The organism is Streptomyces sp. NPDC006655, from assembly GCF_040703965.1.
GTDB lineage: Bacteria > Actinomycetota > Actinomycetes > Streptomycetales > Streptomycetaceae > Streptomyces.
The window spans coordinates 88,268-109,286 of sequence record NZ_JBEYJU010000019.1 but is presented as its reverse complement, the minus strand read 5'-3'; the positions used below and the strand labels follow the sequence as shown (position 1 = coordinate 109,286).

At 72.6% G+C, this 21,019-nt stretch carries 17 protein-coding genes; 8 read left to right on the top strand and 9 right to left on the bottom strand.

Going from position 1 to position 21,019, the window contains the following annotated elements; genetic code table 11:
* Nucleotides 1-104 precede the first annotated feature (104 nt).
* Nucleotides 105-500, top strand: coding sequence for a PPOX class F420-dependent oxidoreductase (locus tag AB0958_RS14180; RefSeq protein ID WP_366890675.1), 396 nt, complete (start codon nt 105-107; stop codon nt 498-500).
* Between the two features lie 33 nt (nt 501-533).
* Here AB0958_RS14180 and AB0958_RS14175 read toward each other — a convergent pair whose 3' ends face one another.
* Nucleotides 534-956, bottom strand: coding sequence for a zinc ribbon domain-containing protein (locus AB0958_RS14175; RefSeq protein WP_366890674.1), 423 nt, complete (start codon nt 954-956; stop codon nt 534-536).
* 186 nt (nt 957-1,142) lie between these two features.
* Nucleotides 1,143-1,886: a TetR family transcriptional regulator gene (locus AB0958_RS14170; protein WP_366890673.1), complete on the bottom strand. Its 744-nt coding sequence runs from the start codon at nt 1,884-1,886 to the stop codon at nt 1,143-1,145.
* Between the two features lie 162 nt (nt 1,887-2,048).
* Here AB0958_RS14170 and AB0958_RS14165 point away from each other — a divergent pair, with 162 nt between their 5' ends.
* Complete coding sequence (locus AB0958_RS14165; RefSeq protein WP_366890671.1) at nt 2,049-2,771, top strand: peptidoglycan-binding protein; 723 nt, start codon at nt 2,049-2,051, stop codon at nt 2,769-2,771.
* A gap of 47 nt (nt 2,772-2,818) precedes the next feature.
* Here the strand turns inward: AB0958_RS14165 and AB0958_RS14160 are convergent, their stop codons facing one another.
* From AB0958_RS14160 to AB0958_RS14135, 6 genes are all read right to left on the bottom strand, one after another.
* The gene (locus AB0958_RS14160; protein WP_366890680.1) at nt 2,819-5,161 is read right to left on the bottom strand and encodes a SpoIIE family protein phosphatase; all 2,343 of its coding nucleotides are present in this window, start codon (nt 5,159-5,161) and stop codon (nt 2,819-2,821) included.
* A 108-nt stretch (nt 5,162-5,269) separates the two neighbouring features.
* Entirely contained in the window at nt 5,270-5,653 is a 384-nt protein-coding gene (locus AB0958_RS14155) for a hypothetical protein (RefSeq protein WP_366890670.1), read from the bottom strand.
* A 412-nt stretch (nt 5,654-6,065) separates the two neighbouring features.
* Nucleotides 6,066-6,989, bottom strand: coding sequence for a MurR/RpiR family transcriptional regulator (locus AB0958_RS14150; protein WP_366890669.1), 924 nt, complete (start codon nt 6,987-6,989; stop codon nt 6,066-6,068).
* Between the two features lie 130 nt (nt 6,990-7,119).
* Entirely contained in the window at nt 7,120-8,808 is a 1,689-nt protein-coding gene (locus AB0958_RS14145; protein ID WP_366890678.1) for a phospholipid carrier-dependent glycosyltransferase, read from the bottom strand.
* Between the two features lie 90 nt (nt 8,809-8,898).
* Complete coding sequence (locus AB0958_RS14140) at nt 8,899-10,830, bottom strand: phosphatase PAP2 family protein (protein WP_366890668.1); 1,932 nt, start codon at nt 10,828-10,830, stop codon at nt 8,899-8,901.
* A gap of 275 nt (nt 10,831-11,105) precedes the next feature.
* Nucleotides 11,106-12,011 (bottom strand): BadF/BadG/BcrA/BcrD ATPase family protein, encoded by a 906-nt coding sequence (locus AB0958_RS14135; RefSeq protein WP_366890667.1) that lies wholly within the window; start codon nt 12,009-12,011, stop codon nt 11,106-11,108.
* Between the two features lie 367 nt (nt 12,012-12,378).
* Here AB0958_RS14135 and AB0958_RS14130 point away from each other — a divergent pair, with 367 nt between their 5' ends.
* From AB0958_RS14130 to AB0958_RS14105, 6 genes are all read left to right on the top strand, one after another.
* On the top strand, nt 12,379-13,512 hold the full coding sequence (locus AB0958_RS14130) for an ROK family transcriptional regulator (protein ID WP_366890666.1): 1,134 nt from the start codon (nt 12,379-12,381) through the stop codon (nt 13,510-13,512).
* A 277-nt stretch (nt 13,513-13,789) separates the two neighbouring features.
* The gene (locus AB0958_RS14125) at nt 13,790-15,118 is read left to right on the top strand and encodes an extracellular solute-binding protein (RefSeq protein ID WP_366890665.1); all 1,329 of its coding nucleotides are present in this window, start codon (nt 13,790-13,792) and stop codon (nt 15,116-15,118) included.
* Between the two features lie 117 nt (nt 15,119-15,235).
* The gene (locus AB0958_RS14120; protein ID WP_360514435.1) at nt 15,236-16,147 is read left to right on the top strand and encodes a sugar ABC transporter permease; all 912 of its coding nucleotides are present in this window, start codon (nt 15,236-15,238) and stop codon (nt 16,145-16,147) included.
* Nucleotides 16,144-17,046 (top strand): carbohydrate ABC transporter permease, encoded by a 903-nt coding sequence (locus tag AB0958_RS14115; protein ID WP_366890664.1) that lies wholly within the window; start codon nt 16,144-16,146, stop codon nt 17,044-17,046. The genes AB0958_RS14120 and AB0958_RS14115 overlap by 4 nt, the downstream gene beginning before the upstream one ends.
* 2 nt (nt 17,047-17,048) lie before the next feature.
* Nucleotides 17,049-18,755, top strand: coding sequence for a hypothetical protein (locus tag AB0958_RS14110; protein ID WP_366890677.1), 1,707 nt, complete (start codon nt 17,049-17,051; stop codon nt 18,753-18,755).
* Nucleotides 18,756-18,768: 13 nt separating this feature from the next.
* Nucleotides 18,769-20,586: a hypothetical protein gene (locus AB0958_RS14105; protein ID WP_366890663.1), complete on the top strand. Its 1,818-nt coding sequence runs from the start codon at nt 18,769-18,771 to the stop codon at nt 20,584-20,586.
* On the opposite strand, the gene AB0958_RS14100 is transcribed toward AB0958_RS14105, so the two are convergent.
* Nucleotides 20,573-20,953, bottom strand: a complete 381-nt coding sequence (locus AB0958_RS14100; protein ID WP_366890661.1) for an antibiotic biosynthesis monooxygenase — start codon at nt 20,951-20,953, stop codon at nt 20,573-20,575. The two genes, AB0958_RS14105 and AB0958_RS14100, sit on opposite strands and share 14 nt — an antisense overlap.
* Nucleotides 20,954-21,019: the final 66 nt, after the last annotated feature.

The following is a 21,019-nucleotide window of genomic DNA, read 5'->3' as shown; positions in this document are numbered from 1 at the left end:
AGGTGGCTCCGCCACATGACCCGCCACCCCGCACGCCGATCGCACGCACCGAACGCCGCTCCTTCTCCCACGGAGATCCATCAGAAGGGCCCTAGACTTCCGGCATGGACGACACCACCGGGACGGCCCTCGACCGGCTCGGCGCCGGGAAGTACCTGCTGGTCACCAGCTACCGCAAGGACGGCACGCCCGTCCCCACCCCGGTGTGGGTGGTGCGGGACGGGGACAGCCTCGGTGTCTGGACGGCCGCCGACAGCTGGAAGGTCAAGCGGATCCGCCGCCGCCCCGATGTCCTGGTCGGCCCCTGTGACCTGCGGGGCCGCCCGACCGGCGACCCGGTACAGGCCATCGCCGAGCTCGCCGACCCGGCCACCACCGCCCGCTACCGCGACCTCGTCGCCCGCAAGTACGGCATCACCGGACGTCTCACGCTCCTCGGCAGCAGGCTGCGGCGCGGCCGGGACGGCACCGTCGGCATCCGGGTGACGCCGACGCCCTGAGCCGCCGGGCACCGGATCGGACCGGAGTCCCGGTCAGCTCCAAGCGCCCCGGTACGCCTCGTCGAGGAGTTGGAAGACCGGCTCGCCCCGCACCGGGTCCCTGGTGGTGGAGAGCCTGACGCGGTCGCCGCTGTGGATGCCGATCGGATGTCCCATGACCCGGCCGCGTACGACGAAGCCCTCGGCCATCTCGATCAGGGAGACGTTGCGCGCGGCGGGCGTGTTGCGGTGCACCACCGTCGAGTGGCGGACGGTGCCCACGCCCTCGCTGCGCTCCGTGCGCAGTTCGCTGCCCTGGCACACCGGGCACAGCAGCCGGTGGTACATGGCGGTACCGCACCAGGTGCAGCGCTGGAAGACGATGGCGTCCTTGGAGTGGTCCGCGGGGGCGGGATCGAGAACGCTCGTCGCGAATCCGACCGCCGACTGTGCGGCGCTCGCCGAGTGGTGGTACACGCTGGTCAACTCCCTGCGCTCGCCCGGAATCCGGTGTCCCGCGCACCCGGACCCGGCCGGGCGCGCCTGTGCCCGGTTCGGAGTGCCACCGTGCACGCCGACAGCGTATGGCACTCAGTGCCAACGGTAAAGGTACTGGGTACCCCTAACTTTCGACTGGTCCGAACATAGGGGGGGCCGGCGCCGTCAGGCGCGGCCGAAGGCGGTCTCGATCTCCTGCACCACCCGCCACAGCGGGGCGTCGCGCCGGGAGACGAGGACGACCACGTCGTCCGGGTGCTCCCCGGGCCCGCCGAACAGCGCTCCCGCCGTCCCGCCGGGAGCGGGAGCGCCGTCCTCGGTGCCGAACGCGGCCTGCACGTACCCGAGGGCGTGGTCGACCGTCTCGCCCGCGTCGCCCTGTCCGTCCGAACGCAGCCACGAGCGGAGCGCGTTGTTGTGCGCCGCGACCACCGCCGCCGCGACGACGTCCGCCCGCAGCGTGCCGTCCGGCCGGCCCGCGTAGCGGGCGCGCAGATACGCGGCCAGTGCGCGCTCGTAGCGCCACACCACCGACAGCTCGTACGCGCGCAGTCCGGGGACCTGTTTGGTGAGCCGGTAGCGCTGCACGGAGAACGTGGGGTTCTCGGCGTACATCCGCAGCACCATCCGGGCCGCGTCGCACACCCGCCGCACCGGCTCGGTCTCCGGGTCGCTCGCCGCCAGGAAGGAGGTCATGTCGGCCAGGCACCCCTCGTGGTCGGGGAAGACCACGTCCTCCTTGGACGGGAAGTAGCGGAAGAACGAGCGGCGCCCGACCCCGGCGAGGGCGACGATGTCGTCGACGGTCGTCTGCTCGTAGCCGCGTTCCAGGAAGAGCCGGAAGGCCGCCGCGACCAGGGCGTCCCGCATGGGCGGCTTGGCGGGCGGTGCCACGCTGCTGGAGCTCATGGACGCGAACGTAGCATTCCGGCCGCCCTGGTGGCACTCAGTGCACGTCATTCGGGAACTGAGTGCACTGCACGCCTGAGCTGAACCGGTGAGCCGGTCGCCCCGTATGTGTTCTCGGGGATCGCGGACACCCGTGCGCACGGCACGTGGAAGGAGAGCAGTGTGTCGACACCGCCCGACCCTGAACAGGCGCACCGCGGACCGGTGCTGGAACCGGTGCGCGTGCTGCGCCCCCGTCGGCTGGACGCCCTCGCGGAGCTGATGCGGGAGATCCGCGAGGAGGCGGAGGCCGACGAGAAGGAGCGGACGGCGAGGGGGGTCGGGGGCCCGGCGGGGTTCGAGGCCTTCGACTCCTCTCCCGGGCGCGAGACGGAGGACGAGACCCAGGAGCTGCCGCCGGTCACCGACGGCCGTGGCCGCGGCCGTGGCGGCGGAACCTCGCGCGCCTTCGGCTTCGGGCCGGGGCTGCGCAGAGCCGCCGTGGTGGTCGCCGTCGGCGCGGCCGCCCTGGTCGGCTTCGGCTGCGCGCTCCTGCTGCCCGGCCGCGAGGGCACGGCGGCCGCCGCCCAGCCGTCCGCGTCCGCCACGACGGCTCCGGCCGCCACCGGGCCGGCCTCGAACACCACCGAAGATCCCGACGGCGCCGGCACCCTCCGCCAGGGCGACACCGGCCCCGAGGTCGTCGAACTGGAGCAGCGCCTGCTGCGCATCCCGGACGTCTACCGCGACGGCTCCACCGCCGGGACCTACGACACCGCCCTCACCGCCGCCGTGGAGCGCTTCCAGATCTGGTACGGCATCAGCGGCGACGAACGCGGCGTCTACGGTGACGACACCCGCCGCGCCCTGGAGTCCCGCACCACCCTCACCGGCACCGGCGGCTGACCGCGGTGCCCGAACGCGAACCGCCGCCGGGACCGGGCCTGCTGCCGTTACTCCTCGTCCTCCAGCGGCACCCGGATGTCCAGCACGCAGACGTCGTCGCGTCGTTCGCCCTCCAGCATCGCGGCGAGCAGGGCGGACACGGAGTCGGGCTCCGCGGTGCGGACGGCCTCGGCCAGCCGTTCCAGGCTCGCGTCGATGTCCTCGCCGGGCCGCTCCACCAGGCCGTCCGTGTACATCAGCAGCCGGTCGCCGGGCTCCAGCCGGAACTCGGCGGACTCGTAGAACGGCTCCGCGCAGGCCCCCAGCAGCATGCCGCTCGGGCGGTCGAGCCGGTGCACCTCGCCCCCGCGGACCAGCAGGGGCGGAAGGTGCCCTGCCTGCGCCCAGACGAGACGGCGGTCGGCGGGCTCGTACCGGGCCAGAATCAGGGTGGCGGTGGACCGGCTGTCGCGCGAGTGCAGGAGCAGGAAGTTGAGGCGGGCGAGCGCACCGGTCAGCGAGGATCCGGTGGCCACCATGCCCTTGGCGGTGAACCGGAGCTGGGCCATCGTCGCGACCGCGTCCACGCCATGGCCCGCCACGTCACCGACGACGAACAGTGCGGCGTCGTCGGGCAGTTCGACGGCGCTGAACCAGTCGCCGCCGACGTGGACACCCGCCTGGGCGGGCAGATAGGCGACCTCGACCCGCAGTCCGCACAGCCGCACCGGCCTGCTGGGCAGTGGCAGCAGGGCATGCTGGAGCCGCATGGCCAGCGCCCGTTCGGCGTCCAGGACACCGCGCTGCACGAGGATCGCCCGTTCGCTGTCCACCAGGGCGAGTTCGGCGCTGCGCTGCGCGGTGAGGTCCTGTACGAACCCGTGCACCTCGACGACCGTGCCGTCCGGGGAGGTCACCGCCTCGGCGACGGCGCGCAGATGCCGTACCGCGTTGCCGGTCCTGATGCGGAACGGGACGTCCAGCCGGCCGCCGCCGCGGGTGAGTGCGGAGACGGCCCGGGCCAACGCGTGGGCGTCCTCGGGCAGCACCAGGTCGGGCAGCAGGTCCAACGGGACCGCCCCGCGCCCCGGGTCACGGCCCAGAATGGTGTACACCTGCGAGGACCAGGTGACCTGGCGGGTGACCAGGTTCCAGCTCGCCCAGCCGAGGTTGCCCAGCCGCTGCATGTCCGCCAGCCGCTGCTCCTGCCGCTCCTCGGTGTCGTGCCGCAGCCAGGTCACCAGCAGCCCGTCGCCCAGGCGTGCGGCGCGCACGGAGTAGGTGGCCGTCAACGGCACCCCGGCGATGATCTCCTCGTAGACGAACGGCTCGCCCTCGTACGGCTCCCCGCCGAGCGCCTTCAGGTAGCCCTGCCACAGCGACTCGCCCGCGACGGACGGGTAGCTCTCCAGGATGTGCGCGCCGATCATCTCCCGGCCGGCGCGGCCGAGGATGTCGACGGCGTCGGGGGCGGCCGCGTCGATGCGGTAGTCCTCCACCTCACCGGTGGCCGAGCGCAGCGGGGTCAGCAGGACCACCGCTCCGGGCAGGGCGTCCAGGACGGTCTGCACCGTCCGGGAGAACTCCGGGACGGTCGGCTCGGACGGGGTGCCGAGGGCCGTGAGCCGGCCCGCGCACAGCCGGACGGCGGCCAGCAGCAGCTCGCGCTCGGCGGGCTCGAAGACGGCGTCGCGCGTGCGCAGCACACCGACGGCCATGCCGGTCCCGCCGCCTCCCGTCAGCGGCAGCCAGGCCCGGGACCGCCAGCGCGCGTGCGGTTCGCCGATGAGGTGGAACTCCTGGCTGTCCTTCGTGAAGTGCTCCAGCCAGATCGGCTCACCGTTCCTGATCGCCTCCAGCGGGGCGATCCCGCTCACCGGGGGCACCTGGTGCCACAGCTCGGCCAGCGCGGGGTCGACCCCGGCGTGGGCGGCGAGTTCGAGGCCGAGGGTAGGCAGTCGCCGGTACAGCAGCACCGCGTCGGCGCCGAGCTCCGGTGCCAGGTGTTCGAGCAGCGTCCCGACCAGGTCCTGCGGGGAACGGACGTGCACGAGATCCCTGCCGATCCGGCCGAGCGTCTCGGCGGTGCCCGGCCCGGCGAGCGGCTCCCGGCGGGGGGCCGGGGCCGTCGGTTCGGGGACGGGGACCAGCGCGGTGGGCAGGCTGGGCACCAGGGCGCCGAGGGTGAGCCAGCACTCCTCGAGCAGCGTGCGGTGGCCGGCCTCGGCCCGCTGCACCAGCGCCTCGTGGGCGGCGTCGGGGGAGCAGCCCGTGGTGGCCATCAGCGCGCCCTTCGCCCGCTCCAGCACGGCGGAGGTGGCCATCGAGTCCCGCAGCCGGTCCAGCTCGGCGCGCTGCCTGGACACCACCTTGGCCAGTGCCGCCAGGTCGGCGACGGCACCGGTGTCCACAGCGGGGGCGTGCTCACTCGTCACGGATCGAGCATCGCACAGGACGGTACCTGCGATCACTCCCGTGGGGGATCCGTGAGGCATATGCACGTCCCCGGACCGACATGGTCAGCGGCCCGTGCTGTGTCCGACCAGTGCCTCGGTGACCGCCCGCACGCTGCGCGCGATGTGCTGGAGCTGCATGACCTCCGCCGCGTACAGCTTGATGGTGTGCTCGATGACCGACTCGGGCAGGCCCAGCAGGGGCAGTTCGGCCCGGGCCGTCTGAAGCGCCGTGCGCGCCACCCGGACCTCGTGCTGGACCTGGATCTGCGCGTGCCGGGCGAGCAGCACGGGGTGCCGGATCAGGGCCGGGTAGCTGGCGTAGCGGGCCGGGACCAGTTCCCGCAGCCACCTGGCGGCGGAGCGCTCCCAGTCGTAGCTGCCCGGCGCCTTGACCTGGCAGGGCCAGTCGGGGCTGAGGCGCGTGGTCGTCGTCAGAGTCATGATCATCGCTTCCGGGTGTGCGGCGTCGTCGTGGGGGGTCTTCGACGGAGTTCTCGGCGGCTCCGGCCTAGGGGATGACCGGAGCCGCCGCGGGCGAATCGCGCAGGCGATGCCCGTTCGAACACCCCTGGCGCCGACGCGGGTAGGAGACGGCGGCTTGGGATGTCCGTGCGAGGGCCCCGGGCGACGGCCGCCGGCGCTGCGGAGGGTGCTGCGTGCGCATGGGCGGTCCGTCGGCTTTCTCGGGGCGGGTGCGAGCGGTGCGTCCTCGGTGTGGAGCGGGCCCGGAGGGTGCCGGGTGATCCGTGAGCAGTATTTATATATGCGATCCGGTTTGCAAGACGTATGAAAACATTCATGCGCGAAATGTCGTGAATAGTCCCCTTGGCGCGTCATGTGACCGGATAGGGGGGAGAACTCAGTCCTTGAGGAAGAACTGATGCTCCTCGGCGACCTGCTCGTACTCCTCCAGGCGCGCCTGGGTGCGCTCGGGGTCGGCGTCGGTCATGGCCTGCAGCAGCGCCGCGGCCATCAGGCCGGGCGCCGCGTAGGTGTCGAACACCAGGCGGGAGCCGATACCGGTGCTGAAGGTGACGTCGGCCTCGTCGGCCAGCGCACCGAGCGCCAGGTCCGTCACCAGGGCGACCCGCAGCCCCGCGGTGCGCGCCACCCGGATCGCGGTGAGCGTCTCCTGCGCGTGCCGCGGCATGCCGAACGCCAGCACCCAGGTGCCGCCCGCCTCGCGCGACTGCAGCAGTGCGTCGTAGGCCACGCTGCCGCCCCTGGTCACCAGCCGTACATCGGGATGGATACGGCGGGCGGCGTAGGCGAAGTACTCCGCCAGGGAGACGGAGATGCGCAGGCCGAGCACGGTCAGCGGGGACGACCGGGACAGCTCGCGGCCGATCCAGATCACCCGGTCCGGGTCGGCGAAGTCCCGGCGCAGGTTCTCCAGGTTCTCGATCTCGGCGTCCACGGCCGCCTGGAGCTCGTTGCTGCGGTGCTCGGTGGTGGGCCCGGCCCCGCCCGCCAGGGTGCGCAGCGCGATCGACTGGAGCCGCTCGCGCAGCGCGGGGTAGCCGCTGAAGCCGACCGCTCCCGCGAACCGCGTCACCGACGGCTGGCTGACCCCGGCCCGCTCGGCGAGGTCGGTGATCGACAGGAAGGCCGCCTCGGTGATGTGGTCGATCAGGTACTGGGCGATGCGCCGCTGCCCCGGGGAGAGCCGGGGGCCGTCGAAGAGTTCCCGGAGCTGGGACGTGGGTGCGGCCTCCGCCTCCGGCACGGTCTTGCCCGATGTGATCGCGGATGCCTGTGCGCGTGCCTGCTGCGGCGATGGCACCGAAGCGCCTCCTTTGTCTCCCACGAGGATTCAACATAGCTCACGGCCCGTGGTGACCAGGGGTTGTGCGCCGTCGCGAACCGCCCCGGCGGCCGAGCGCGCCCTGCGCGCGCGACGCCCGGAGCGGGGCTCACCGCCGGTAGACGGTGATGGAGTGGCCGACCTCGTCGACCGCCCGGCTGCTGTGGATCAACTCGGCCAGCCGGCCCCGCGCCTTGGCGACCGACGAGTCCGAGACGACCAGCAGCCCGTGCACCTCGCCGGGCGGCACCGTGCGGGGATCGGCGGCGTGGATGCCGTAGTACGCCGGGACACCGCTGCCCTTGTAGACCAGCCAGACGCGCTGCCCCGGATAGCGATCCCGCAGCCGGTCGGCGAGCCTGCCCAGGTCCTGGCCCCAGTCCACGTTCGAGTCGTGCAGCCGCAGATGCGTCTTCGCCGGGCCGCCGAACGCCTCGTTGGAGTACGGAAGGTAGAACGGGAACGTCCGCAGCGAGCTCACCGCGACGAACAGCACCAGCGCCGCGGCCGCCGGCCGCGACCAGCGCCACCGCACCGCGACCACCGAGGCCCCGGCCACCGCCAGGAACATCGGCATGAACAGCGCGTACCGCGTCCCGAAGTCCCGCGACCCGGTCATCGCCGAGGCCAGCAGCACGGCAGGCGGCAGCAGCAGGTACGGCGCGGCCGGCCGCAGCCGCCGTACCGCCACCACCGCGACGGCACCGGCCGCCCACAGCGCCAGCATGCCGAGCGGGGTCTTCACCAGCAGGGCGGCCGGCAGGTAGTACCAGCGGGAGCCGGTGTAGAGGTGCCCGAAGAGATAGCCCTGCCAGGGCAGGTCCTCCAGGGCGAACTGGACCCGCATCCCCGCCCGGTAGGCCTCCGGGAAGGGCATCAGGTCCACCAGGGCGCCCCGCAGCCCGTGCACCGCCGGCACGGGCGCGGCCGGCAGGAAACGCAGCCGGGGGTCGACCGCCAGATAGGACAGCCACACCACGGCGACCGCCGTCACCACCGTGACCGCCGCGGCCGTCAGGGCGCGCCGCGCACGGCCGGGACGCGGACCCCACACCGAGAACACCGCCAGCGCCGCCAGGACGGGGACCGCGGGCAGCGCGCTCATCTTCGTCGCCACGGCGGCGCCCAGCGCCGCCCCGGCGAGCGGCAGGTACCACCGGGGCCGGTGTCCCGCCCGCCACACCAGCCAGGCCGACGTCAGCACGAACCCGGCCGCCGGCACGTCCAGGGTGGCCAGCGAGCCCTGGGCGATCAGGTCGGGGGAGAAGCAGTACAGCGCGAGGGCCAGCAGTCCGGCCGCGGTACCGAGGAGCTCGCGGGCGAAGGCGAGGACCACGAGACCGAACAGCAGCGTCAGCGCGATCACCGGCAGCCGGGCCCAGAGCATCACCCGCCAGGGGTCGTTGCCCGAGGAGTACAGCAGGTGCCGTCCCACCTGCCCCTGGTCGCCCCCGTAGGCGGGATCGTAGTGCGGGTCGGCGACGGCGATGCCGGCCATGATGACGAGCTTGCCGAGCGGCGGGTGCTCCGGGTTGTAGCGCAGCCGGTGCTCGTGCAGGTAGTCGGCGGCGGTGGCCACGTAGACCGGTTCGTCGACGGTGGGCGTCTGCTGGACGGCGGTGGTCACCATCGCCGCCGCCATCTGGGCGAGCAGCAGCACCACCAGGACCGGCACCAGCAGGCGGCGGCGGGTGCGCAGGGCGGCGGTGAGCCGGGCTGCCGCGGTGGGACGCGGGCCGGGCCCCGGGTCCGCGGGGAGGTCGGGGTCGAGCACCGACTGCTGTTCGCTTGCCATCATCCGCCCCGCGGGGACACCGGGCCCGCGGTGACGGGAGCGCGCACGGGCCGTCATGGCCCTACTGTCGCACCGCTCCCGCCACCGGGCGCGTCACCGCTTCACGAGTCGTACCGACAGACCGTCCGCCGTGTACACGGGTACGGCCCGCAGGGCGCTGGAGTTCAGCCGCACCTCGTCGAACTGACCGCGCAGACGCGGCGCGTCGATCACCGGGAGGGTGCTGCCCGCGGCCGGCGGCCGCTCGGTGTCGAGGTTCAGGGTGAGGGTGGCGCCCCGGCCGAGGACCGCCAGGTGCCTCACCGTCAGCGGCGCCGCGCAGGCCCGGCCCAGGGTGACCTCCAGGGCGCCCGCGTCCTGGGTGTAGGCGCCGCGCACGAAGACCCGCTCGGTCACCCGCAGGGTGCCCGCGCAGACCCGGACGTCGCCGTGGCCCAGCGCGTCGTCCGAACCGGCGACCAGGGTGCCCGCCGCCAGCACGGTACCGCCCGTGTAGCGGTTGCGGCCGGTCAGCGTCAGCGTGCCGGTGCCCTGCTTGGTGAGTCCGCCCCGGCCGTCGATGTCGTTGCGCCAGCTGTCGGCCGCCGCGAAGCCGCCCGCCGCCGCGTCCAGGGCGACCGTGACGTCCGAGTCGAAGGCGCCGTAGCCGTCCGCCGCCGCGAACAGGTTGAGGCGGCCCCACTGCTCCGGGCCGTCGAGGAGCACGTACCCGGAGGGCAGGCCGGTGGTGCGCAGCACCTCGCGGCGCTGGTCGGCGGAGAGATACGGCTGGCGGGTCTCCAGGAGCACCTCGGCGCCCTTGGGCACGGTGAGCGGCAGGTCGCGGCCCTGCCGTCGCAGGACGTACGTCAGCCGCGGCGTGACGGCGCGCTCGTTGGCCTCGCGGTCGGCGTACGGGTCGGTGGCGGTGCCGGCCGCGTGGGCGTAGGCGTACAGGGTGTCGGCGGTGCTGCCGGTCTCCGCCTCGAAGTAGGCGAGGGCCTGGGCGCGGGCCGCCTTCTTGAGGTCGGCGTTGGCCGGGTCGGCGAGGGTGGCGGCGGCCAGCGCGGTGGCCATGATCCGGCCGCCGATCACGTCGACCGTGTTGTGCATGCCGGCCACGATGCGGGTGTCGCTCAGTTCCAGGGCGCGGGTGACCAGCTCCTGGAAGCGCTCCGGCACCGCGTACGCGTACGCCAGCCCGGCCAGGTGGAAGGCGTTGGTGTGACCCGAGGGGAAGCCTCCGTCGTCGGTGGGGGAGGTGCTGCGCTGGCGCAGCAGCTGCGGGGCGACGACCACGTCCGACTCGTAGACCGGGTAGCCGAAGGCGTCGGTCTTCCCGGTGTCGACGACCTCGCTGTCCTCGTTCATCCGCCAGGGGCGCGGGTACTGGTAGGCGTACTTGGACGGGTTGCCGGAGGCGTAGTTGCCGCGCACCGTGTCGACCAGTTCGGCCACCTTGCCGAGCGCCGAGTCGTGCGAGCCCGCGCCGAGCGCCGAGCCCGCCGGGGCGCCGGCCGGGACGGCGTCGCTGATCGTGGTGGCGGGCGTGGTGTCGGGCGCGCTGGTGATCGAGGTGACCGCGAGGGAACCGGCCTTGTAGAGGTCGGCGAGCGGGCCGAGGCCGGCGATCATCGCGTAGCTCTGGTGCTGGCGGTCGTAGAGGAACGCCTTCTTCGCCTCGGCGTCGGTGCGCCGGGTGGTGACGTGGGCGCAGTACCGCATGTTGGCGCGCAGGACGTCGGCCCGCAGCACGCTGCCGGTGTTCCAGGCGGAACCGGTCTTCCATATCCGCGCGAAGCCGCCGAGGATGCGCACCACCGCGTTGGTGTCGGCGGTGAGGTTGGTGCTGATGTTCGTCTTGTAGTCGTCGACGAACGCGAGGGCGGTCGCGGCCTTCGCGTCGGCGGCGGCGAGCCAGCTGACCAGGGTCGGGGCGGCCACCATGCCCGCCGAAGCGCCGAGCGAGGTCTTCAGGAATCCCCGTCGGCCGACGGCGAGTCCACGGGCCGGAGAGGGGGAGTGGTGCCCGGCAGGTGACGGCATGGAGGTGCCTCTCTCGAGTTCTACTGGGAGTTCACTGCGGATCGGTGCGCTCGCCGCGGGTGCGCCTGCTGGTGCGCGGGGGAAAAAGCGGGGAACGAGCGAAGTTCTAGGACCGGCCGATGTCTCGGCGGTCATGGTCCGACGACCGCCGGATGGACCGGAGTTGAACGACAGTGCGGTGGTTCACCGGAACCGGGGCCGGGACCTGCGCGTTCGCGGCGTCGCACGGCCCGTGGTCCGCGCGAGCGGATGTGCACGGGCCGTGGACGCCGTCCTCACAGGACCGAACGCGCGAGGGCCACCGCGCCCGCCACGGGCGGACTGCGCAGCGGCTGCGGCCGGGCTCCGGGCACGGCCTCGGCGAGTGCGGCGGCGAAGGCCCCGTACAGGCGCGGCTGGGAGAGGATCGTGCCGCCGGCCACCACGACGTCGTCCACGGCGAGGCCACGGGCGGCCAGCCGGGCCACCAGCGCGGCGAGCGCACGGCCGCCGTCGGCTATCACGTCCCGGGCGATCAGGGAGCCCGCGTCGGCCGCCGCGAACAGCGCCGGGGCGTGCCGGCCCCACTGGGCCGAGACGTCGGTGGCACTCTCCAGGGCGGCCCCCAGCGCGGGCACCTCGGCCACCTCGAAGGCGGCGACCAGGCCGGTCGCGAGGGCGTCGGGTGCCTCACCGCGGTCGTGCGCGGCCCAGACGGCGCGGGCGGCCTCCCGGACCAGGCCGGCGGCGCCGCCCTCGTCGCCGAGCACCGCGCCCCAGCCGCCCACCTGTACGGGGCTGCCGTCGGCGCTCCGGCCGACCGCCACCGAGCCGGTGCCGGCGACCAGGCCGACGCCCTTGTCCAGGCCGGCGGCGGGGACGAGGAGTTCGGCGTCGCCCACCACCCGGACCGGTACGCCCAGCAGGTCCCGCAGCTCGGCGGCGATCGAGGCGCACTGGCGGGGGGTCTCACAGGCATGCCCGCCGACCGCCAGCGCGGCGGGGCGGGCATGGCCGGGCAGGGCGTCACGGACCAGCGCGGTCAGCCACCGGGCGGCCGCTGCCGGGTCGTGCGGCCGCCAGCCGCTGCTCGGACGGACGTGGTCGGCGACCTGCTCCGGGCCGGCGAGCGCACGGAGATGGGTCTTGGTGCCGCCGACGTCGACACCGACCACGAGCGGGGAGGAAGGAGCGTCCGGCACGGATCCTCTTTCGTCGTCTGGGGGCAGAGCGCCGAAGACCGTGGCAGGCACCGGCGCCGCTGTTCAGCGGGCAACCGCCACCCGCCGCGGACCAGGCTGCGACGGTGAGCGAACCGCGCCTGGACGAACGGGAGTTGAGCGAATCGGGAAGTCCCGGGACGGACTTCTTTCGGACCACGGCAGGCGAGTACCGTGTACTTCGTTAGGAAGTTAACTAACGAAGTACAGTGCGTCAAGAGTTGCCGCGCGCTCGATCGACGGGACCTGTCGAGGGGCACCCCGCGCGGCACGAGGGCACCGCATCGCCGCCTCCCGTGCACACCCGGGAGCGCGGCCCCTGACCCATGGGGGAACTGTGGAACACGTCGTGGCTGAGGCCCCCCGTCTCACCGAGAGCGCCGGGGCGGTGTTCGCCGTACTGGCCCAGGCCGGCAGCGCCACCCGGCCGCAGCTGGCGAGCCTCGCGGGCCTGTCCAAGCCGACGGTCTCCGCCGCCGTCGCGGAGCTGGAGGGGGCCAGGCTGGCCACCCACTCCGGCACCGCCTCCAGCGGCACCGGCCGCTCCGCCGCCGTCTACAACCTCGGCCCCGCCTCCGGTTCGGTGCTCGCCGTCGATCTCGGCCCGGCCCGCACCCGGGTGCGCGGCTGCGCCCTGGACGGCACCCTGCTCGCCGAGGCCGACACCCCGCGGGCCAGGGCCGCCGACGCCGTCCGCGAGGCGCTGGAGGCGCTGCCGGCCGGCGCCCCGCTGCGGGCCATCGTGGTCGCCGTCGGTGACGTGACCGAGCCCGACCGGTCCGGGGGCGGCATGCGCCCGGCCACCGCCAAGGCCGGGCCCGTCTTCGACGCGGTGTCGGTGGCGCTGCCGCCGGGCGTCCCCGTGCACCTGGAGAACAACGTGAACTGCGCGGCCCTCGCCGAACTGCACGAGGGCGCGGCCCGGGGCCGGCGCACCTTCGGCTACCTGCGGATCGGGGTCGGTGTCGGTCTGGGCATCGTGATCGGCGGCCAGGTGCTGCGCGGCGCCAACGGCGCCGCCGGTGAGCTCGCCCGGCTGCCCTACCCCTGGGACGACGACCGGGAGCCCCGCCGGGAGGCCCTGGAGGCGTACGTGGGCTCGCAGGCTCTGCTGCGCCGGGCCGCGCAGGCCTGGCGGGCCGACGACGGCCCCCGCCCGCGCACCGCCGAGCGGCTCTTCGCGCTGGCCGCCGAGGGCCGGGAGCCAGCCCGCTCCCTGGTCGCCCGGCACGCCGCCGACGTGGGCCGGCTGGCCGCCGCCGTGACCGCCGTGCTGGACCCCGGGCTCCTCGTGCTGGGCGGCAGCACCGGCGCGGATCCCCGGCTGCTGCCAGGCGTGCGGGCCGAGCTGGGACGGCTGAGCTGGCCCACCGAGGTCGTCAGCAGCCAGGTCGGCGATCTCGGTACTGTCGTAGGGGCTGCCCGGCTCGCCGTGGCCAAGGGAGTCCAAACCGTGACCGAAGGCGCGCAGGTGAAGGATTGACGGCCTCCGAGTTCGTCTGCCAATGTCCGGACAAGCGCTTTCTAAGTCGGCCGGGACGCCGACTTGGGGTAAGCCTCCCAGTCCGTGCACGACGTACGGCAACCGCACGAGGGCGTGTCCGTGCGGTGGCGGCCAGGACGGCCGGGGAGCTCGCCCCGCGCGGACGATGCGGCCGGGCGAGGCCGCGCCCCCGGAAAGTGACTTTTCCCTCAAAAAATGCACCAGTGCCGCCTCAGTCGGCGCCGTGCTCCGTCCCTCCGAAGAAATGGGATCGAAGATGACCACTGTGGGTGTGCGGCGCTCTCGCCGACTCGGCCGCGGCGGTATGCGCCGCCTGGTTCCCCTCGCAGCCGCGGCCTCGGCGGGTGCCCTGCTGCTCTCCGCCTGCGGGTCGGGCTCCGGCTCGGGCGGGACCGCCAAGTCGCTGACGTTCTGGATCTCCACGGTTCCGGGGCAGGACGCGGGCTGGAAGAAGCTGGTGTCGCAGTACAAGAAGGAGACCGGCGTCAGCGTCAAGCTGGTCAACATCCCCTACGACGGCTACACGACGAAGCTGCACAACTCCGCGCAGGCGAATGCTCTGCCCGACGTGGCGGCCGTACCGGCGCTGGACCCGATCTGGTCGAACAAGCTGATCGACCTGAGCTCCATCTCCGGCAACAAGAGCTACAACATCAACGGCAACTTCCTGGCGAAGGACTCGTCCGGCAAGGTGCTGGCCATCCCCTCGGACGTCACCGCGTCCGGCCTCTTCATCAACAAGACCCTCTTCGAGAAGGCCGGCGTCTCCTTCCCCACCTCGCCCTCCAAGACCTGGACCTGGACCGACTTCATCGCGGCCGCGAACAAGGTCCGGGAGAAGACCGGCGCCAAGTACTCCCTGACCTTCGACCAGTCGCCGTCGCGACTGCGCGCCATGGTGTACGAGATGGGCGGCAAGTACGTCCACGCGGACTCCTCCGGCAAGTTCTCCGTGGACGACGCGACCAAGAAGGCCGTGAACACCTTCGTCGGCTGGAACGACGACAAGACCATGCCGAAGTCGGTGTGGACCAGCGGCGCCGACCCGTCCGCGATGTTCCAGAGCGGTGACGTGGTCGCCTACTGGTCCGGCGTGTGGCAGGTCGCCGCGTTCGCGGACAGCATCAAGAAGTTCGACTGGGCGAGCGTCCCGACCCCCGCCCAGCCGGTGCAGGCCAGTGACGTCAACAGCGGCGGCCTGATGGTGGGCTTCAACAACAACGGCGCCGCCGCCACCGCCGCGAAGAAGTTCATGACCTGGGTGTACGACCCGAAGCAGTACACCGAGCTCGTCGAGAGCTCCGGGTTCCTCCCGGTCGAGAGCGGCCTGACGCCGAAGTACCCCTTCACCGCCCCGGCGGCGCAGGCCGCGTTCAAGCTGTACAACGAGGAGATCCCGCTCTACGCACCGATCTCCGGCTACTTCAACGGCGCGCAGACGGACTGGGTGCTGAAGGGCAAGAGCCTGACGACCGACCCGACCAAGACGGAGCTCGGCAAGGCGATCAACGGCCAGCAGTCGCCCGACAAGGCCCTGGAGAACATCGTGGCCGGCTACAACCAGCAGGTCGGCAGCGGATCGTAGGCCGACGGGCCCGGGCGGCGGAGCCGAGACTCCGCCGCCCGGGCCCGGCCCCCCCGCGACGCCGGGCTCACGGCGTGGGCCCTCAGCAATCCATTCCACCAGCACGGAGTCAGGAAGATGACAAAACGCGCCTCGGCCGTGTCCGCGAGCCCGCCCAGGAGACGCAGTAGGTACACCCTCGCGCCGCTCGTCCTCATCGCGGCCAACGTCGTGCTCTTCTCGCTGTTCTTCGTGTGGCCGGCGGTGATCGGGCTCGTCTACTCCTTCACGAACTACACGGGCGTCGGGGCGTTCCAGTTCGTCGGACTGGACAACTACCACAACCTGTTCGGGGACTCCACCTTCTACGACGCGCTGACGCGGTCCCTGCTCTACACCGTGCTCTTCGTCCCGCTGAACTTCGCGCTCTCGCTGCTCATCGCCAACGTGCTGGTGAGCAAGCACGCCAAGGGTGCGTCGGTGGCTCGCGTCCTCTTCTTCATCCCCTGGCTGCTGTCGCCCATCGTCGTGGGCGTCCTGTGGCGGTGGCTGTTCGGCGAGAACTTCGGCCTGGTCAACTACATCATCGAGAAGCTCGGCGGCGCGGCCGTGCCGTGGCAGTCGAACGCGGACCTGTCGCTGCTCGTGGTGGTGATGGCGGCCTCCTGGGCCTGGACGGGCTTCTCGATGCTGCTGTTCATCGCGGCGATCAAGAACGTGCCGGTGTCGTACTACGAGGCGGCCTCGCTCGACGGCGCCGGTCCGTGGCGCCAGTTCATCAGCATCACACTGCCGAGCATCGCGCCCACCTCGTTCATCGTGATCCTGCTCAACACGATCAACGCGATGAAGGAGTACCCGATCTTCGTCTCGCTCAACAACGGCGGGCCCGGGACGTCCAACAACCTGCTGGTCCAGTACATCTACCAGACCGGCTTCCAACGGGGCCAGATCGGCTACGCGAGCGCGGCGTCGTTCGTGCTCATGCTCATCCTGATGGCCGTCGCGGTCATCCAGCTGATCGTCAACCGGCGGGTGGAGAACCGATGACAACGACAGACATCCCGCGCCCGGTCGACGCGGACTCCCCGCGGCCCGTGACCGGCAAGCGGCCCCGCGGCGCGAGCAGTGGCGGGCTCCGGCGGGCGGTGTCCGCGACGACCCTGCTGTGGGTCCTGGCCTGCCTGTACGGGCTGCCCGTGCTGTGGTTCATCCTCAGCTCCCTCAAGCCCGCCAGCGACCTGTTCTCGTACCCGCTGACGCTGGTCCCGCACCACCCCACCCTGTCCGGATACCTGACGGCGTGGCGCAGCGCCAACTTCTCGCAGTACTTCATCAACACGACCATCGTGTGCGTGATCACGACGATCCTCACGGTGGGCGTCAGCTGCTGCACCGGGTACGCGCTGGCCAAGTACGACAACAAGTGGCTCAAGGTGTTCTTCGTCTGCATCCTGGCCACCACGATGCTGCCGGGCGAGGTCATGCTCGCCCCCGAGTTCCTGGTCGTCCGCAACCTCGGCCTCTACAACTCCTTCGCCGGCATCATCCTCCCGGCCGTGCTCACCGCGACCGGATGCTTCATGTTCCGCCAGTTCTTCCTGACGGTCCCCGACGAACTGGTCGAAGCCGCACGCATCGACGGCGCCCGCGAACTGTCGATCTTCCTGCGGATCATGGTGCCGCTCTCCCGGCCCATCATGCTGACCCTCGCCATCCTGTCCTTCCAGTGGCGGTGGAACGACTACATCTGGCCGCTGCTGATGCTCAACGACCCCAACAAGTTCACCGTGCAGATCGGCATCCAGAGCATCGTCGGCGCACAGAACATCAACTGGTCGGTTCTGCTCGGTGCCTCGGTCATCTCCATGATCCCGCTGATCGTGATCTTCCTGGTCTTCCAGCGCTACGTCATGGGCGCCGACATCAACGCCGGACTGAAGGACTGATGTTGCCCACCCCGCTCGACCATGACTTCGTCCGCGCGGTGGCACTCGCCGCCGACGGGTCGGCCGCCCCGCTCGCGGCCGACCCGGACGAGGAACCCACCGGGCCGCACCGCACCCTGGCCCGCAGCGTGAAGACCCTGGTCGCGGCATACCGGTCCCCGGACTCGGCACTGCACGGCAGCGGACAGGCGGTCGCCGCCGCGATGACCCACCTCCGCGCCCTGCGGGCCGCGCAGACGCCCTCCGGCCTCTTCGCGGGCGGCGACAACGTCCAGTCACCGCCCGACTCCGCGTTCACCGTCAACGACGTGTGCGATGCGTACGTCCTCGCCGCCGACGCGGGACCGGAACTGGACGAGGTGACGGCCGCGCTCGCCGAGATCGCCGGCGCCGCCACCCCGAGCCTCCTGGCCGGTGGCGTGCACACCCCGAACCACCGCTGGGAGCTGAGCGCGGCGCTCGCCCGGCTGCACCGCTCGTTCCCGGACGCCCGACTGCTCGCCCGCGCCGAGGAGTGGCTCGCCGAGGGAGTCGACATCGACGCGGAGGGCCTGTACTCGGAACGCAGTGCCGTCTACGCGTCCATCGTCACCAATCCGTCGCTGCTGCTCCTCGCCGACGTGCTCGACCGCGCCGACCTGCGGGACGCGGTCGAACGCAACCTCACCGCGACCCTGGACCTGATCAGGCCGGACGGCACGGTGGAGACCGTCCACTCGCGCCGCCAGGACCAGAGGCAGTCGTTCGCGCTGTGGCCCTACCTGCCGCAGTACCGGCTGCTCGCGATCCGCACCGGTCGGGGCGACCTCGCCCGCGCGGCCCACTCGGCGGCCGCCGACGGCATCGAGGACCCCGACCTGCTCGCCCAGACCCTCCTCACCCCGGATCTGTGCCGCCCCCTGCCGGCCCCGGACACGGAGCAGCTCCCGCGTGACCGGTACCTCCCCACCGCACGCCTCGCCGCACACGTCTCGGCCACCGCGCACACCGTGGTGTACGGCGGCTCCGACGTGCCCGAGCACCGGCGCGTCCGCTCGGGCCTCGCCTGCAACCCCACCTTCCTGCGCCTGTTCGCCGGCGACGCCGTCCTCGACGCGGTCCGCCTGTCGCGCGGGTTCTTCGACCTGGGCCCGTTCCGCGCCGCCGACATGGAACGGCTCGCCGACAACCGGTACCGGCTCACCCAGACCCTCACGGCGGCCTACTACCAGCCGCTCCCGAAGGACCGAAGGCGCCACGACGGTGCCTACCGTCTGGTGGACGAGGGCCGCTTCTCCGCGGCGATGGCCTTCCCCGACCGCCCTCAGGACGAGGTCTCCCACACGACCCGGGTCGAGGTCGACCTGCGGGAGGACGGGGCCGACCTGCGGATCGACATCAGCGGCCCGTCGGTGCCCTGGGCCCTCGAACTGACCTTCCGGCCGGGCGGCGAGCCGCAGGGCGCCGTACCGCTCGGCGACGGACGCTGGTGCCTGACGACCGAGCCGTTGACCTACCGGGTCGGCGACGACGCGATCCGGGTCGAGGCCGCCGTCGAGACGGGAGAACCGCTCGCCGGACCGGACCGGAGCGAGGTACTGCGCTACGACCCGGGGCAGGACCACACCGTGGTCGGCGGCACGGACGCGACCACCGGGAACCGCGTCTACCTCGGCGGACACGGACCGCAGACACTGACCCTCACACTGCGCGCCACATCTCAGGCATGAAGGGCTGATCTCCTTGCACCTCCCACGCCAGCTCGGCCCGCTGCACGACCTGCCGGACACCCCCGAGGCGTACGACGCGGTCCTCGCCGACGTCACCGAACAGGCCCTGGCCCGCCTCACCGCCGAGGGCAACCTCGAACACCCCGACGCCGACGACGACATCGGCGACACCTCCCTCGGCGTCACCTCCCTGCTGGCCCTCGCCTGGCACCGCTCGGGGGACCCCCGGCTGCCCGAGGCCGTGCACCGCAGCCTCGCCTTCCACCTGCGCGAGCGGGTCTACACCGAGGACAATCCCGGCTACCCGAACCTCACCGTCCGCGACTCGGGCCTCCCGTACGCCCGTTACGTCCTGGCGGCGGGCGCGCACCCGATCGGGGACTGGCCGAGCACCGTGTGGGCGCTGCTCCAGACGGTGAACCTCCTCGACCTCGCGGCCGGCCTGGTCGCCGACGGCCAGCGCGCCGCGCTGCTCGACCTGGGCCGTGGCTACTGGCACTGGCTGACCGAGGCCACCTTCTTCAATCCGCAGGAGGCCGGCAACCAGGCGATCGGCTGCGTGGTCGGCGGACTGATGCTGGCCCGTCACCTGCCGAGGGAGGAGGCGGAGCCGGTCCGCGAGCGGGCGCTGGCGCTGTACGCCGAGAGGATCAGGGCCCACCGGGTCCTCGACCGGGGCGCCCTGCTGCCGCCCGAGCACGGCGGCGCCTACGACAACAACTACGGTCCGATCTCGCTGTCGTTCCTCGCCCAGGCCCACCGGATCAGCGGGGAGGAGATGTTCGCCGAGGACGGTGACGCGCTCGCCCGGTACATCGACGCACGCCTGCCGGGCGGTGGCTTCGACAACGGCGGACCCCGCTACAGCGAACAGCACTCCGGCTTCGAGTCGGTGCTCGGCCTGCGGTACTTCGGCGCCCGGATCGGCGCCGACCTGGGCCGCTACCGGGGCGACACCACCTGGGGCCGGTACGCGGTCAAGCCGGACGGCGGGGTCGACGGGCACTTCGCCTGGATGCTGGTCTGGCAGATCCAGGACGGCACCCCCTGGCACCGCACCCCGTCGACCGTCCCGGCCCGCCACCAGCTCCGCGCGGGCGGCGTCTCCGTCGCCTTCGACAGCCGTATGACCCCCTCCCTGGTCGAGGCGGCCGGCACCTACCTCCTCCCGGCGGCGGTGAACCGGCAGCACGGCTTCGGCCCGGTCCTGGACGGGTTCGTGTACTGCCGGCCGATGGGCGAGGTCCGGGTCCGGGACGTGACCGCCGACGGCCTGACCGCCAAGCTGGTCACCAAGCCGGTCGTCGGCCGCGACCACGTCCTGCGGCACGTGCGCTCCCTGTACGTCACCGACGGCACGAGCCTGTGGGTGACGGTGGCCCTGGAGCGCCTCGACGGGACTCCGTACCTGCTGGCCGGGCTGCCGTACGCGGCGGACGACGGCGACCGGGTCCGCCGGGTCGCCGAGGCCGAGGTCGCCTCCGCGGGCGCCCTGCGCCTGACCCATCCCGAACGGCAGGGCGCCGACCACTTCGACGCGCGCGCCGAACTCACCCAGGAGCAGGCCGCGTTCGCCCTCGCCGCCGACCCGCGCGGGTACGGCGACCCGGACGAGGGCTGGCGCCACCTGGTCTCCTCCAGCGCCTACCGGGCCGAACCGGCGCCGGGCGCGCCGGAACACCTGCACGTGTTCGCCGTACGGTACGGACCCGGCGGGGACTTCACCCCGTCGTTCGAGGGCGACCTGACGGTCCGCACCGAGCGGTTCACGGCGGTCCTCGGACCCGACGACGGCCACGGCGACCCGCAACTGGCCCTCACCGGACGGTAGTACCGGGTGGCACCTGGTCTCGCGTGAACCCGTGGCTGCGTTCCACCCGCGCCACGTGCAGCGTGTAGCTGTGGTACCACTCGGCCCGGCCGCGCTGCTGCGCCGCGCGGTGTTCGGCGTGGGTCCGCCACTCGGTGAGGGCGTCGACGTCGCGGAAGTACCCGACGGTGATGCCCAGCCCGCCGGGGGTCTGCGCGTGGTCCATCCCCAGGTACCCGGGGATGTCCTTCACCAGGTCCTCCATGCGGGCGTTCGTCTCGCGGTAACCGCTCTGGTCCTCGGTCCGTACCGTGCTGAACACGGCCACGTAGTAGGGCGGTTCGAAGGCCTCGACCGGGGCGACAGGTGCTTGGGGGTGATCGCTCATGTCGTCACCGTAGAGTGGCCCGCTCCCGGCGGGCCAGTGTCTTTCCCGAACGGGAGACCGGAGGGA